At 72.9% G+C, this 14,447-nt stretch carries 10 protein-coding genes and 1 riboswitch; all 10 genes read left to right on the top strand.

Annotation, left to right across the window (positions count from 1 at the left end; translation table 11 throughout):
* The first annotated feature begins 614 nt into the window (after positions 1–614).
* The 10 genes from ACSIH6_RS35085 to ACSIH6_RS35040 all read left to right on the top strand — a co-directional run bounded on the left by ACSIH6_RS35085 (position 615) and on the right by ACSIH6_RS35040 (position 14,322).
* Positions 615–1,157: a double zinc ribbon and FHA domain-containing protein gene (locus ACSIH6_RS35085; RefSeq protein ID WP_013152508.1), complete on the top strand. Its 543-nt coding sequence runs from the start codon at positions 615–617 to the stop codon at positions 1,155–1,157.
* A gap of 170 nt (positions 1,158–1,327) precedes the next feature.
* Positions 1,328–1,801, top strand: coding sequence for a bifunctional nuclease family protein (locus ACSIH6_RS35080; RefSeq protein ID WP_017564797.1), 474 nt, complete (start codon positions 1,328–1,330; stop codon positions 1,799–1,801).
* Between the two features lie 465 nt (positions 1,802–2,266).
* Positions 2,267–2,755, top strand: a complete 489-nt coding sequence (locus ACSIH6_RS35075; RefSeq protein WP_150254627.1) for a MerR family transcriptional regulator — start codon at positions 2,267–2,269, stop codon at positions 2,753–2,755.
* 114 nt (positions 2,756–2,869) lie between these two features.
* Positions 2,870–3,886, top strand: a complete 1,017-nt coding sequence (locus tag ACSIH6_RS35070; RefSeq protein WP_435112624.1) for a LacI family DNA-binding transcriptional regulator — start codon at positions 2,870–2,872, stop codon at positions 3,884–3,886.
* A gap of 292 nt (positions 3,887–4,178) precedes the next feature.
* Entirely contained in the window at positions 4,179–5,555 is a 1,377-nt protein-coding gene (locus ACSIH6_RS35065; protein ID WP_435112623.1) for an ABC transporter substrate-binding protein, read from the top strand.
* Between the two features lie 202 nt (positions 5,556–5,757).
* Positions 5,758–6,702 (top strand): carbohydrate ABC transporter permease, encoded by a 945-nt coding sequence (locus tag ACSIH6_RS35060; protein WP_435112622.1) that lies wholly within the window; start codon positions 5,758–5,760, stop codon positions 6,700–6,702.
* A gap of 23 nt (positions 6,703–6,725) precedes the next feature.
* Positions 6,726–7,658 (top strand): carbohydrate ABC transporter permease, encoded by a 933-nt coding sequence (locus ACSIH6_RS35055; protein WP_435112621.1) that lies wholly within the window; start codon positions 6,726–6,728, stop codon positions 7,656–7,658.
* 40 nt (positions 7,659–7,698) lie between these two features.
* On the top strand, positions 7,699–9,387 hold the full coding sequence (locus ACSIH6_RS35050; RefSeq protein WP_435112620.1) for a glycoside hydrolase family 13 protein: 1,689 nt from the start codon (positions 7,699–7,701) through the stop codon (positions 9,385–9,387).
* Between the two features lie 322 nt (positions 9,388–9,709).
* A riboswitch (glycine riboswitch) is annotated at positions 9,710–9,799 on the top strand.
* 98 nt (positions 9,800–9,897) lie between these two features.
* Positions 9,898–12,792: an aminomethyl-transferring glycine dehydrogenase gene (gene gcvP, locus ACSIH6_RS35045; protein ID WP_435112619.1), complete on the top strand. Its 2,895-nt coding sequence runs from the start codon at positions 9,898–9,900 to the stop codon at positions 12,790–12,792.
* Positions 12,793–13,053: 261 nt separating this feature from the next.
* Complete coding sequence (locus ACSIH6_RS35040; protein ID WP_435112618.1) at positions 13,054–14,322, top strand: tetratricopeptide repeat protein; 1,269 nt, start codon at positions 13,054–13,056, stop codon at positions 14,320–14,322.
* Positions 14,323–14,447: the final 125 nt, after the last annotated feature.

Raw genomic sequence — 14,447 nt, 5'->3', positions numbered from 1 at the left:
CCCCCCCCCCCCCCCCCCCCCCCCCCCCCCCCCCGGCGCGTATCCGCGGCGTCACGCCCCGTGCGCGGGCGCGAGTCCTGCCGCGAGTGACCCCGCGGGTTAAAATCGACATACAGGCAGGTCGTGGCGGTTCGGTGAAGTCGGTGCGAATCCAGGGGGATCCGTGGAGAACCAAACCCGCCGACACGGCATCAGCACCAGGACAGGTGTGTTGCCCCGACTCGGCCCACCACCGTCGCCGGACACCGTCCGCGACGGCGGGGACGCCGCTCACCGATCCGTTCGTGGCGGGTCGTCCGCGGTGGGCGGGGGAGGAGCAAAACCCTTCCTGGACAGGGATATGGTTTAAAGTCGAGTGTTCCCCGAAGCGCCGCGTCGCCCACCGGACCGGGTATCCCGGCAACGGCGGACACCCTCGCCGGTGGTGACAAGGAGTGCGACACGGGGGATGAGACCTAGCGACCGACCGCGTGAGGCGCACCGCTGCCGCGACAGCGGGCCGTCTCACCGCGTACCGGACGGCGTGCGGGCCACGTGCCCGCCCGACGCCCGGTGCGTGCCACCGATCAGCCCAATCAAGCACCGCCCCGTGCGGTAGGAGGCCGAGCCGACCTATGTCGAGCGTTTACTGCACGCAGTGCGGTCACGCCGTTGCGGATGATGCCCGTTTCTGCTCCCACTGCGGAACTCCGATCCGCAGAGCCGAACAGCAGGGCCCCCGACCCGGCACTGGCAGGGACTCCGGCGGAGACGTCACGTCCACGATCTCCCTCTCGGGCATACAGGCCCTGGAAGAGGAGGAGTCCGGCGACGAGCTGGGCGGCGACGACCCCGCCAACCCCGACGCTCTGCCGCCGGGCACGGCGCTGCTGGTGGTCAGGCGCGGCCCCAACGCCGGGAGCCGTTTCCTGCTGGACAGTGACGTGACCACCGCCGGCCGCCACCCCAACAGCGACATCTTCCTGGACGACGTCACCGTCTCCCGGCGCCACGTGGAGTTCTTCCGCCGCGGCGACGGGTTCGGGGTCCGCGACGTGGGCAGCCTCAACGGCACCTACGTCAACCGCGAGCCGGTCGACGAGGCACAGCTCGGAGGAGGGGACGAGATCCAGATCGGCAAGTTCCGGATGGTCCTGCTGACCAAACCGCGCCGCTGACCGGCGCGGGGACGGCCGCGGGAGCGGCGGGTGGGCCGATGAGGTTTGCGGTCCCCCGCCGCCGGAGAGCTTTGTAACGAAGGGTGCCGATTTCGCCCTCGGGTCCTGACCCGCAGCGGGAGCAGGGACGAGCGCCCATCCGGCATCACGACCCGTGGGACGGAGACGCTGTGAAGCACATGGAGGTCGTCGGCGTCCGTGTTGAGATGCCCTCGAACCAGCCGATTGTCCTGCTCAAGGAAGCCGAGGGCGACCGCTACCTGCCGATCTGGATCGGCGGCGTGGAGGCCACCGCGATCGCGCTGGCCCAACAGGGCGTCGCACCGGCCAGACCGCTCACCCACGACCTGTTCCGGGACGTCCTCGACGCACTGGACACCGGGCTCAAGACGGTGAACATCACCGGCCTCAGCGACGGCATCTTCTACGCCCAGCTGGTCTTCAGCAACGGTGTGGAGGTGAGCGCGCGCCCCTCCGACTCGATCGCCCTGGCGTTACGGACGGGCACGCCCATCTACGCGCACGAGGACGTGATCGACGAGGCGGGGATGCCCATCCCGGACGAGCAGGAGGACCAGGTCGAGGCGTTCCGGGAGTTCCTGGACAACATCTCGCCCGAGGACTTCGGCAGGCGCGCGGAGTAGTCCGGCGGCGGACGTGTACTCTCCCCGGGACCCGCGCCCACGCGCGGGTCCCGCGCCACGGCGGTGGCGTTCCCCGGGAGGACACGCCCCGACCTGCGGCTTCGTCCGCGGGGCCGGTGATAGATTGGGTAACGGAAGTGGTCGTAATGATCAGGGCCGAAACCCCCGCGTGCGCGTCGGGCGCCACCGGGGAGGCCCCGGCACACCGGCGCCGCGCGCACTTGGCGACGCGCCGCGCGGTGTCGTTGACGCTGCCGGTCGGCCGTCCTACCTTCAGTGCAGTAGAACCCACGGCGCACCCGTTCCCTGAGTGGACATCCCCTGTCGAGACCGCCGTGGGACGAGAAGCCGGAGGTCGGCGTGGCGGTAGCGAGCGGCAAGCGGGATCCCCATGACAGGCGGTCCGCGCTGCGGCTAGCGGGGCAGCAGGGCCTACTGTGCGAAGAGGACGTGGTGGCGCTGCCTATGGACGCCGGGTATCGGGGCCCCGCGGCGTGTACGGCCGCCGGGATCAGCTACCGCCAGCTCGACTACTGGGCCAGGACCGGCCTGGTGGAGCCGAGCGTGCGCACCGGAGCCCACAACGCCCCCCTGTACAGCCTCCCCGACATCCTGTTGCTCAAGGTCGCCAAACGGCTCCTGGACACCGGGATCTCCCTCCAACAGATCCGCACCGCGGTCGACCACCTGCGCGGCCGCCCCGCCCCCGACCTCGCCCGCATCACCCTCATGAGCGACGGCGTCAGCGTCTACGAGTGCACCTCCCCGGAGGAGGTCGTGGACCTCATGCAGCGCGGGCAGGGCATGTTCGGCCTGGCGCTGGGCAACGTCTGGCGCGAGCTGGAGGAGGCCCTGGGCGTGGTTCCAGCCGAGGAGCGGGCCGACCTGCCCGCCGCGGCTCCCCAGCCCGTGGACGAGCTGGCCAGGCGCCGCCGGGAGCGCCGCACCGGCTGAGGCGGGCGGATCCGCCCGCGACCCCGCAGCTCCAGGGGTCCGGCATCCGCAACCGGATGACAGTCAGCGCAAGCGAATGCAAGCGGCTTGCGTTCGATGCCGTACCTTGGTGGCATGAAACGTCGACTCGCGGAGGTCGCCGAGAAGGTCGGGGTGAGCGAGGCCACGGTCAGCCGGGTCCTCAACGGCAAGCCCGGCGTCTCCTCCAGCACACGCGAGGCGGTCCTGACCGCCCTGGACGTCCTCGGGTACGAGCGCCCCACCCAGCTGCGGGGGGAGCGCGCGCGCCTGGTGGGCCTGGTCCTGCCCGAGCTCCAGAACCCGATATTCCCCGCGCTGGCCGAGGTCATGGCGACGGCGCTGGCCCAGCGCGGGTTCGCGCCGGTGCTGTGCACGCGCACCGCCGGAGGGGTCTCGGAGGAGGACTACGTCGACCTGCTGCTCGCCCAGCAGGTCTCGGGCATCGTCTTCGCGGGAGGTCTGTACGCCCAGGAGGACGCCGTGCACGCCCACTACGAGGACCTGCACGAGCGCAACCTGCCCACGGTGCTCATCAACGCCGCCATCGACTCCCTGGACTTCCCCCGGGTGGCCTGCGACGACGCGGTGGCCGTCGAGCAGGTGGTCGGCCACCTGCGCGCCCTGGGCCACGAGCGCATCGGCATGGTGGCGGGCCCGCCCGACCACGTGCCCTCCCGGCGCAAGCGGGCCGCCCTGCGCGCGTGCGCGGACGGTACGGGCGCCGAGCCGGTGGTGGAACACGCCCTGTACTCGATGGAGAACGGGCGGGCCGCCGCGGACCGGCTGCTGGAGAGGGGCGTCACGGGCATCCTGTGCGCGAGTGACGTCATGGCGCTGGGCGCGGTGCGCGCCGCGCGCCGACGCGGGCTGTCGGTGCCCGGGGACGTGTCCGTGGTGGGCTACGACGACTCGCCGCTGATGGCCTGCACCGATCCGCCGCTGACCACGGTGCGCCAGCCGATCGAGGCCATGGGCCGCTCGGCGGTGGAACTGCTGGCGAGGTGGATCGACGGCGGCCCGGTCTCCCGGGCGGAGCTGATGTTCGAACCGGAGCTGGTGGTGCGGGCCTCGGCGGGCCCGGCCCCCCAGGCGGCGCGAACGGGAGGCTGAGGGGGCCGCCCGGCGGCGCGTCCGGTGCCCCGGGAGGTCAGACCACCGGACGACAGCGCGGAGGAAAAGGGGTGCGGCGGTCCTCGCCGCACCCCTTCGTTATGCCTTCGTTAGGCGGGTTGGGGCGACTTCGGAAAGTGATGCAGGTCTCATTATCCCTGCATTTCTGGCTTGTGTCACTGATTTGCGTAACTCAGTTACTTTCTTGCGGTTCTGTGTCGATCGGATCTATAGTTCCGGCACCATCACGTGGCTTCACTCGGGGGAGGAGCCGGAGAGGAACGACCAGGCCATGGACACAACACGTGCCGTAATCCCCGGGCGCACCCGCGGAGCCCGCACCCGCACCGCGCTCCCGGCCGCGGCCGCGGCGCTGCTGGTCGCCGTCAGCGGCTGCGCCTCCGACGACGGCGACGGCTCCGGCCGGGTGACCCTCGTCGTCAACGGCCAGCCCGAGGCGGCCCTCCAGGTCGAGCGGGAGATCTTCGACGCCGACGTCGCCGAGTTCGAGGAGCTGCACCCCGACATCGACATCGAACCCCGCGAGGGCTTCATGGACCCCGAGACCTTTCAGGCCAAGCTCGCGGGCGGCCAGCTGGAGGACGTCTTCTACGTCTACTTCACCGACCCGGCGACGCTGATCGAGCGCGGCCAGGCCGCCGACATCACCGAGCAGGCCGAGGCGCTTGGCGTCGTGGACCAGGTCCAGCCGGGGCTGCTCGACGTGTTCCGGGACGGGGAGGGACGCCTGTACGGCCTGCCCACCGCCAACTACTCCATGGGGCTGGTCTACAACCGGACCCTGTTCGAGGAGGCCGGACTCGACCCCGACGACCCGCCCGCCACCTGGGAGGGGGTTCGCGAGGCGGCCGAGGCCGTCAGCGCACTGGACGAGGACTATGTCGGCTTCGGGGAGCTGAGCACCGCCAACCAGGGCGGCTGGCACTTCAACGCCTGGATGAACTCCCTGGGCGCCGAGGTGGTGGACCGCGGCTCCATGACCGCCTCCGTCGACAACGCCGAGGGCCGCCGCGTGCTGGAGACCCTCCACGCCATGCGCTGGGAGGACGGGTCCATGGGCGAGCGCCAGCTGCTGGAGTTCGAGGACCTGCAACGGATGATGGGCGCCGGGACGCTCGGCATGTACGTCGGCGCGCCCGACAACCTCAAGCCCATCGTGGACAACTTCGAGGGCGACTTCGCCGACTACGGGCTGGCCCCCATGCCCGAGCAACAGGGCACCCTGATCGGCGGCGAGGGGTACATGTTCAACCCGCAGGCCACACCGGAGCAGATCGAGGCGGGCCTGGCCTGGCTGAGCTGGAAGTATCTGAACCCCGACCGCTTCCAGGACGCCATCGACGACGCCCTGGCCCTGGACTCACCGGTCGGCCTGCCCATGGCCCCGACGCCCGACATCTGGACGGGCGACGTCCGCGAGGCCCAGCTGGAGCTCAAGGAGGCCAACGCCAACGTGCCCCTGGAGAACTACCAGTCCTTCGTCGACGCCCAGCCCGAGGTCCCCGGCTTCGTCGAGCCGCCGCAGGCCCAGCAGGTCTACGCCGTCCTCGACACCGTGATGCAGGCCGTGCTGACCCGCGAGGACGCCGACGTCGACACGCTGCTGGCCACGGCCGAGGAGGAGATCGACGCGGTCCTCGGCGGCTGAGCCCGAGCCGGGACCGGCAGCGGCCGGGCGCCGCGGTCAGGCGTTCCGGTCGGCTGTCCCGCTCCGACCCGCGGCCGGGCGTTCCGGCCAGCTCCCCGGCCGGGTGTTCCGTTCGGACTCCCCGGCTGGGCCCACGACCAACCCCACCCCCCACCGCGTCGGCCCGACCTCCGGGCCGCCGCCCAGCCGACCGGAGGCACCCATGCCCGACCTCGCCCTGCGGACCGCGACCGCGCGGACGCGGGAGCGCCCGGCCGCCCGCCGCCGAGCCCCCGGGCGCGCGGGAGCGCGCCGCCTGGGCGCCAACGCCGTCGCCTACGCCTTCCTGTCCGGAGCCCTCGTCTGCTTCGTGTTCTTCTCCTGGTACCCCATCACGCGCGGCGTCGCGCTGGCCTTCCAGCGGGTCAACTTCGTCGCCGCCCCCGACTGGGTGGGGCTGGAGAACTTCCGCACCCTGTTCGGGGACCCGCTGTTCGCCACCGCGTGGGCCAACACCGGCTACTTCACCCTGCTGGCGCTGGTGCTGGGGTTCGCCCTCCCCTTCGGCCTGGCCCTGGTGTTCAACGAGCTGCGCCACGCGCGCGGCTACCTGCGCCTGGCGGTCTACCTGCCGGTCATGCTGCCGCCGATCGTCTCGGCCCTGCTGTGGAAGTGGTTCTACGACCCCGGCCCCGGCCTGATCAACGGCGCGCTGCGGGCGGTCGGGCTGCCCGGCCTCCAGTGGCTCAACTCCGCCGACACCGCCCTGCTCTCGCTGGTCATCGTCTCCACCTGGGCGAACCTGGGCACCGCCACCCTGATCTACCTGGCCGGGCTCCAGAGCATCCCCGGCGAGCTGTACGAGGCGGCCGAGCTCGACGGCGCGGGCCTGCTCCAGCGGGTGCGGACGGTGACCGTTCCGCACATGCGCTTCGTCATCCTCGTCATGCTGCTGATGCAGGTGGTGGCGACCATGCAGGTGTTCGTGGAGCCCTACATCCTCACCGGCGGCGGCCCCGAGGGCGCCACCACCACGGTCCTGCTGCTGATATATCGCTACGCCTTCACCTTCGGCGACTTCGGCGCGGCCAGCGCCCTGAGCCTGATGCTCTTCGTGGTCCTGGCCCTCTTCTCCGCCCTGTACCTGTGGGCGACCCGAGCCCGCTGACCGCGTCCCCCTGCGAGGAAGCCATGACCTCCACACGCCCGGCGCCGCCCCGCGCGCGCCGCCGCCCGACCCGGCCGCGCCCCGCCGAACGCACCCTCGTCTCTCCGCTGGCCCTGGCCGGGACGCGCGGGCGCCTGACCTACCGGATCGTCCTGGTCACCGTGGTCGCCTCGGCCACCGTCGTGTTCCTGGGTCCGATGCTCCTCGCGGTCACCGGCGCCCTCAAACCGCCCGCCGAGCTCGTGCGCACCCCGCCCACCCTGCTGCCCCGGGAGTGGCGCTTCTCCACCTACACCGAGGCCTGGGGCATCCTCAACCTGGGCCACTTCATGTGGAACACGTTCGTGGTGGTGGGCGGAGCGTGGCTGTTCCAGCTCGGCGTGGCCGTCCCCGCCGCCTACTCGCTCTCCAAGCTCCGCCCCGTCCTGGGCCGTGCGCTGCTGGGCATGATGCTGGCCACCCTCATGCTGCCCGCCGCCGCGCTGCTCATCCCCACCTACCTGACCGTGGCCGACGTGCCCCTGCTCGGGCTGAACCTGCTCAACACCCCGTGGGCGATCTGGCTGCCGCTGGGCGCCAACGCCTTCAACGTCTTCGTGCTCAAGAGGTTCTTCGACCAGATCCCCGCCGACCTGCTGGAGGCGGCCCGGCTCGACGGCGCCGGACCCGTGCAGGTGATGCTGCGGATCGTGCTGCCGCTGTCGAGGCCGATCCTGGCCGTGGTCTCGATCCTGGCGGTCGTGGCCGCCTGGAAGGACTTCATCTGGCCGCTGGTGGTGCTCCAGGACCCGCAGGTGCAGACCATCACCGTCTACCTGGCCCGGATCTCCACCGACATGCCGCTCAACACCCTCATCGCCGGAATGGTGATCTCCAGCCTGCCCGTGGTCGCCCTGTTCCTGCTCTTCCAGCGCCAGATCATCGCCGGTCTGTCCGCCGGGGCCCTCAAGGGCTGACCCGTTCCCCCGCCTCACCCCCTCGAAAGGACGCAGCACCGTGACCCACACCCTCCACCTGTCCGCGCAGGACCACGCCTCGTCCGCGGACCCGGCCTGGTGGCGCGGAGCCGCCATCTACCAGGTCTACCCGCGCAGCTTCGCCGACGGCGACGGTGACGGGATCGGCGACCTGGCCGGAGTCCTGCGGGAAATCGACCACCTGGCCGCGCTGGGGGTGGACGCCCTGTGGATGAGCCCCTGGTACCCCTCGCCGCTGGCCGACGGCGGGTACGACGTGAGCGACTACACCGACGTCGCGCCGGTCTACGGCGACCTCGACCAGGCGGAGCGGTTGGTGGAGGCCGCGCACGCGCGCGGCATCCGGGTGATCATCGACATCGTGCCCAACCACTGCTCCAGCGAGCACGCGTGGTTTCGCGAGGCGCTGGCCGCGGGGCCGGGATCGCCCGAGCGGGAGCTGTTCTGGTTCCGGCCCGGCCGGGGCGCGGACGGGTCCCTGCCGCCCAACAACTGGCGGTCCCGCTTCGGCGGACCGGCCTGGACCCGGGTGACCGGGGCCGACGGCGAGCCGGGGGAGTGGTACCTGCACCTGTACTCGGCCGAGCAGCCCGACCTGAACTGGGAGCATCCCCGGGTGCGCGCGGAGTTCGACGACGTGCTGCGGTTCTGGTTCGGCCGGGGCGTGGACGGGTTCCGCGTCGACGTGGCCGACGGGCTGGTCAAGGACCCGGACCTGCCCGACGCGCGCGATCCCGAGGAGGGCGGCGTCCCCGACGAACGGGCCTTCTCCGACCGCGACGGGGTGCACGAGATCTACCGCCGCTGGCGCGCGATCGCCGAGTCCTACGGCCCCGACCGGGTGTTCGTGGGGGAGATGTGGCTGCCCGATCCCGAGCGGTTCGCCCGCTACCTGCGCCCGGACGAGCTGCACAGCGCCTTCAACTTCGACTTCCTGAGCTGCCCGTGGGAGCCCGCGGCGCTGCGCGGGGTCATCGACCGCACCCTGGCCGCGCACGCCCCGGTGGGCGCCCCCGCCACGTGGGTGCTGTCCAACCACGACGTCACCCGACACGTCACGCGCTACGGCAGGGCCGACACCGGGTTCTCCTTCGCCGACCGCCAGTACGGTGCGCCCAGCGACCCGGAGCTGGGCACCCGGCGGGCGCGGGCTGCGGCGTTGCTGGCCATGGCGCTGCCGGGCGGGGTGTACGTGTACCAGGGTGAGGAGCTGGGCCTGGGCGAGGTGGACGTGCCCGAGGAGTGGATCGACGACCCGGTGTTCACCCGGTCGGGCGGCGCGGACCGGGGCCGGGACGGGTGCCGGGTGCCGCTGCCGTGGTCCGGGGAGCGGGCGCCGTTCGGGTTCGGCCCCGAGGGCGGCGCGCGGCCCTGGCTGCCCCAGCCCGACGGGTGGGCCGCGCACACCGCCCGGGCCCAGGCGGCGGACCCCGCCAGCATGCTCAACCTGTACCGCCGGGCGCTGGCCGTGCGCCGGGCCGAGCCCGCCCTGGGCGCGCCTCCTGCCGGGGGCGGTTCCGGGATGCGGTGGCTGGAGTCGGGGCCGGAGGTGCTGGCGTTCGTGCGTGAGCCGGACGTGGCGTGTGTGGTCAATCTGGGGTCGGGGGCCGCGGAGCTGCCCGCCCACGTGGAGGTGCTGGTGGCCAGCGGGCCGCTGGAGGGCGACCGGCTGCCCTCGGACACCGCCGTGTGGCTGCGCCTGTCCTGAGGCGGTGCCCGACAGGTGTCGCCCGCCGCCCGAAGGCAGCCGCGCGTCGGCCGGGGCGGCGGGCGCGTGTGCCGCCGTGTGCCCGCCGAACACGGTCGGGGGACCGTTGCCGTCCGAGGCCGCGACGGAGGTGGACACGGTTCCGTTCCCGTGTGCTGACGCAGTCGCTTGGAGGAACCTCCAGGCTCTCGGTGTGATGTGGGCGAAACGCCTGCCCGGAAGCGCTACCCGGGGCGACGATCGAGTACGGTCGTAGTCACAACAGGGATGAAAACCGACATTCGCCCTGCTTGTACACACGTACAGATCGTCAGCTGGCTGTCGACACCGCGCGAGAGAGACCCCGCAACGGGGCGCCGACGGGGCAATACTCCCCAGTAACCTCTCAGGCACCATGGACCGCGTGGAGGAGGCCGCTCTGAAGCCTGGGCACAGCCGTGCCCGGTGACAGAGGGGGAGACCGCGAGGAACACCGCCGACCCGACTCGGCCCTGTCACCAGGAGGTCTCCGTGCCAGACCAGCCCGTGCACACCCCGGGCGCGCCCGCCCGGGTGTTCGCCGACCGCCACATCGGCCCCACACCCGCCGAGGTCCAGGAGATGCTCAAGGCGGTCGGCTACGGCTCCACCGCCGAACTCATGGCCGACGCCGTGCCCGAGTCCATCCTCACCGGGCCCGGGCGCAGCGCGCCGCTGGACCTGCCCCCGGCGCTGAGCGAGGCCGAGGCCCTGGCCGAACTGCGCGACCTGGCCGCCCGCAACCAGGTGCGCACCTCGCTGATCGGCCAGGGGTACTACGGCACCCTCACCCCGCCGGTCATCCTGCGCAACATCATGGAGAACCCCGCCTGGTACACGGCCTACACGCCCTACCAGCCCGAGATCTCCCAGGGCCGTCTGGAGGCCCTGCTCAACTTCCAGACCATGGTCTCCGACCTGACCGGCCTGCCCGTCTCGGGCTCCTCCCTGCTCGACGAGGCCACCGCCGCCGCCGAGGCCATGACCCTGACCCGCCGGGCCTCCAAGAGCAAGGCCGACGTCTTCGTCGTCGACGCCGACGTCTTCCCCCAGACCCTGCACGTGCTGCGCACCCGCGCCGAACCCCTCGGCATCGAGGTCGTGGTCGCCGACCTGTCCCAGGGCCTGCCCGAGGGCGACGCCTTCGGCGTCCTGGTGCAGTACCCCGCCTCCAGCGGTGCCGTGCGCGACCCGGGCCAGGTCATCGCCCAGGCCCACGAGCGCGGCGCCCTCGCGGTGGTGGCCGCCGACATCCTCGCCCTGACCCTGCTGCGCAGCCCCGGCGACCTGGGCGCCGACATCGCCGTCGGCTCCACCCAGCGCTTCGGCGTCCCGCTCGGCTTCGGCGGCCCGCACGCCGGTTACATGGCCGTGGGCGAGAAGCTGCGACGCCAGCTGCCCGGCCGCCTGGTCGGCGTCTCGGTGGACAACGCGGGCAAGCCCGCCTACCGCCTGGCGCTCCAGACCCGCGAGCAGCACATCCGCCGTGAGAAGGCCACCAGCAACATCTGCACCGCGCAGGTCCTGCTCGCCGTCATGGCCGGGATGTACGCCGTCTACCACGGCCCCGACGGCCTGCGCGCGATCGCCCGCCAGGTGCACACCCGCACCGCGGCCCTGGCCGACGCCCTCGCCGAGCGCGGCTTCGAGGTCCTGCACCACGCCTACTTCGACACCCTGCGCGTGCGCGTGCCCAGCGCCGCCCGCGTCGTGGAGTCCGCCCTGGAGGCCGGGTACAACCTGCTCGCCGCCGACGAGTACACGGTCGGCGTGAGCGTGGACGAGACCACCACCGAGGCCGACCTGGAGAAGGTGCTGGCCGCCTTCGGCGAGGCTGAGCGCGGCTCCTCGCGCGTGCGCCTGAGCGTGGACGAGGACGCCGACCGCCTGCCCGTCGAGCTGGCCCGCCAGGTGGACTACCTCACCCACCCGGTGTTCGGCACCCACCGCAGCGAGACCTCGCTGCTGCGCTACATGCGCCGCCTCTCCGACCGCGACCTGGCCCTGGACCGCACGATGATCCCGCTGGGCTCGTGCACCATGAAGCTCAACGCCACCGCGGAGATGGAGCCCGTCACCTGGCCCGAGTTCGCCGGACTGCACCCGCTGGCGCCGCTGGACCAGGCCGCCGGGAGCGTGGCCCTGATCCGCCAACTGGAGGCCTGGCTGGCCGAGGTCACCGGTTACGACGCGGTGTCCCTCCAGCCCAACGCCGGGTCCCAGGGCGAGTTCGCCGGGCTGCTGGCCATCCGCGGCTACCACCGCTCGCGCGGCGAGGCCCACCGCGACGTGTGCCTGATCCCCAGCTCCGCGCACGGCACCAACGCCGCCAGCGCCGTGATGGCCGGTATGCGCGTGGCCGTGGTGGCCTGCGACGACAACGGCAACGTCGACCTGGACGACCTGCGCGCCAAGACCGGCAAGCACGCCGACGACCTGGCCGCCATCATGATCACCTACCCGTCCACGCACGGCGTGTACGAGGACACCGTCACCGAGGTGTGCCGCCTGGTCCACGAGGCGGGCGGCCAGGTGTACGTGGACGGCGCCAACCTCAACGCGCTGCTGGGCTGGGCCAAGCCGGGCGAGTTCGGGGCCGACGTCAGCCACCTCAACCTGCACAAGACCTTCTGCATCCCGCACGGCGGCGGCGGTCCGGGCGTGGGCCCGGTCGCGGTCCGCTCGCACCTGGCCGGTTTCCTGCCCAACCACCCGGGCCAGCCCGAGGCGGGCCCGCACACGGGCGTGGGCCCGGTCTCGGCGGCCCCGTTCGGCTCGGCGGGCATCCTGCCCATCTCCTGGGCCTACGTGCGCATGATGGGCGAGGAGGGGCTGCGCTCGGCCACCGAGGTCGCGGTGCTGTCGGCGAACTACCTGGCCAGGCGGCTGGAGCCGTACTTCCCGGTGCTCTACACCGGTGCGGGCGGCCTGGTGGCGCACGAGTGCGTCGTGGACATCCGCCCGCTCCAGAAGGCCAGCGGCATCAGCAACGAGGACCTCGCCAAGCGGCTCATGGACTACGGCTTCCACGCGCCGACGATGTCGTTCCCGGTCAACGGCACCCTGATGGTGGAGCCGACCGAGAGCGAGAACCTCGCCGAGCTGGACCGCTTCGTGGAGGCGATGGTCGCGATCCGCGGCGAGATCGACAAGGTGGCCTCGGGGGAGTGGGACGCGGCGGACAACCCGCTGCGCAACGCCCCGCACACCGCGGAGGCGGTGACCGCCGACGAGTGGTCGCACGGCTACACGCGCGCCGAGGCGGCCTACCCGCTGGCGTCGCTGCGCACGGACAAGTACTGGCCGCCGGTCGGCCGGATCGACCAGGCCTACGGGGACCGCAACCTGGTCTGCTCCTGCCCGCCGCCGGAGGCCTTCGAGCTGTAGGGCGGCCGAGGCCGCGGTGAGGGGCGCCGGTCCTGGGACCGGCGCCCCCTTCTTGTTTCGCGTGTAGATCTACGTGGTAAAAGTCCGTTTTGTTCTCCCTGCTCACCAGGAGAGGGGGGAGAACCGGGCGGTGTCCACGGTTCCGGGGCTCCGGCGCGGACCTCCGGTCCCCGGCCACCGCAGGCGTTAGAGTTGCGGCGACACGGATCGCGTTCCCACCACGCAGACCGCCACCCCGCCACCCCCATGGAAAGCGGAGACATGACCACGACGTCCGGACCCTCCGCGCGCTCTGGCCCCGCCGACCCGCCCCCGGCCACCGATCCCCGGGACACCGACGAGGCCGAGGCGCCGACCGGGCAGGGCGCCGCCGAACTGTGCGACCAGGCCCAGGACCTCGCCGGGAGCGGCCACCTCAAGCGCGCCGCCAAGCTCTACCAGCAGGCGGTGGCCGCCAACCCCCACCCGCGGGTGCAGGCCCGCGCCCTGCTCGGCCTGGCCGTGGTCGAGGACCAGCGGGGCGACCTGGCCGCCGCCCGCGAGGCCGCCCGCCGTGCCCTGGCCACCGGCGACTCGCGGTACGCCCCGCGCGCCGCCTACCACCTCGCTCTCTCCCTCGAACAGGACGGCGACCACGCCGAGGCCGACCGCGTCTGGCACCGCCTGCTCGACCTGGGCGGGTCCGACTACACGGCCGTGGCGCACTACGGGCTGGCCCGCTCCGCCGAGGGGCGCGGCGACACCGGTGGGGCGGAGGAGCACTGGGAGGCGGCGCTGGCGCTGCCGCCCGATCCCGGTTCGCTCGGTCGCCTGCACGCCACCACCGTCGTGGACGCCTCCCGCGACCTGGCCGAACGCCTGTTGGGGCGGGGGCTGCCGGGCGCCGCCGCGGCCGCGGTCGAACGCGGTCTGTCGGTCGCGGACGATCCCGGTCTGCGCCTGCTGCGCGCCGCCGCCCACCTGGAGCACGCCATCGCCGACGTCGGCGCGGTCGTGGACCCGGACGCGGCCTCCGAGGACGCGGGGGAGGCGGGGACGGGCGCCGCGCCGGGCACCTTCGCCGCCGCCGTGGAACTCCTGGCGGGGTTGCTGGCCCTGCGCGGGGACCCCGCCGCGGCCGAGCGGGTCTGGCGGCTGGGCCTGGGCGACCGGGATCCGGACACCGCGGGGGAGGTGCGCTGGCGGCTGCGCAGAGCCTTCGCCGCGCCTGGGGAGGACGGGGACGGCGGGGCCGGGGAACCGTGGTGGGATCCCTATCTGGAGGAGGCGGCGGCGACCGCGAGCGCTCCCGCGCTGGCGGGAGAGCTGTTCGCCGTGGTCACCCAGATGCACGCCCTGCTGGCGCTGCCGGTGGCGGAGGGGGAGGCGCGCCCGGCCGCGCTGCGGTCGGCCATGGAGCAGGCGCTGCGCACGCCGAGCGAGTTGGTGTGGGGGCCCGGCGTGCACGCCGACTTCCGGCGTCGGCTGAGTGAGGCGATGGGCGGCCAGGACGTGCTGCCGGAGGGGTGGCCCGACTCGGTGCGGGAGTGAGGGCCGGGGCGGGCCCTGGTGCTCGCGCGGTCGCCGGGGGCCCTCAGGGACACGTCACCGCCCGGGGTCGTGTGTGCCTGCCGGGCGGGGTACGTCGGCCTCGCGGCCGCGGTGTGTGGCCGGGC

It is taken from the genome of Nocardiopsis synnemataformans (genome assembly GCF_965343085.1).
Taxonomy (GTDB): domain Bacteria; phylum Actinomycetota; class Actinomycetes; order Streptosporangiales; family Streptosporangiaceae; genus Nocardiopsis; species Nocardiopsis alborubida.
The sequence above is the reverse complement of the archived record's forward strand: the minus strand, read 5'-3'. Positions and strand labels throughout refer to the sequence as shown.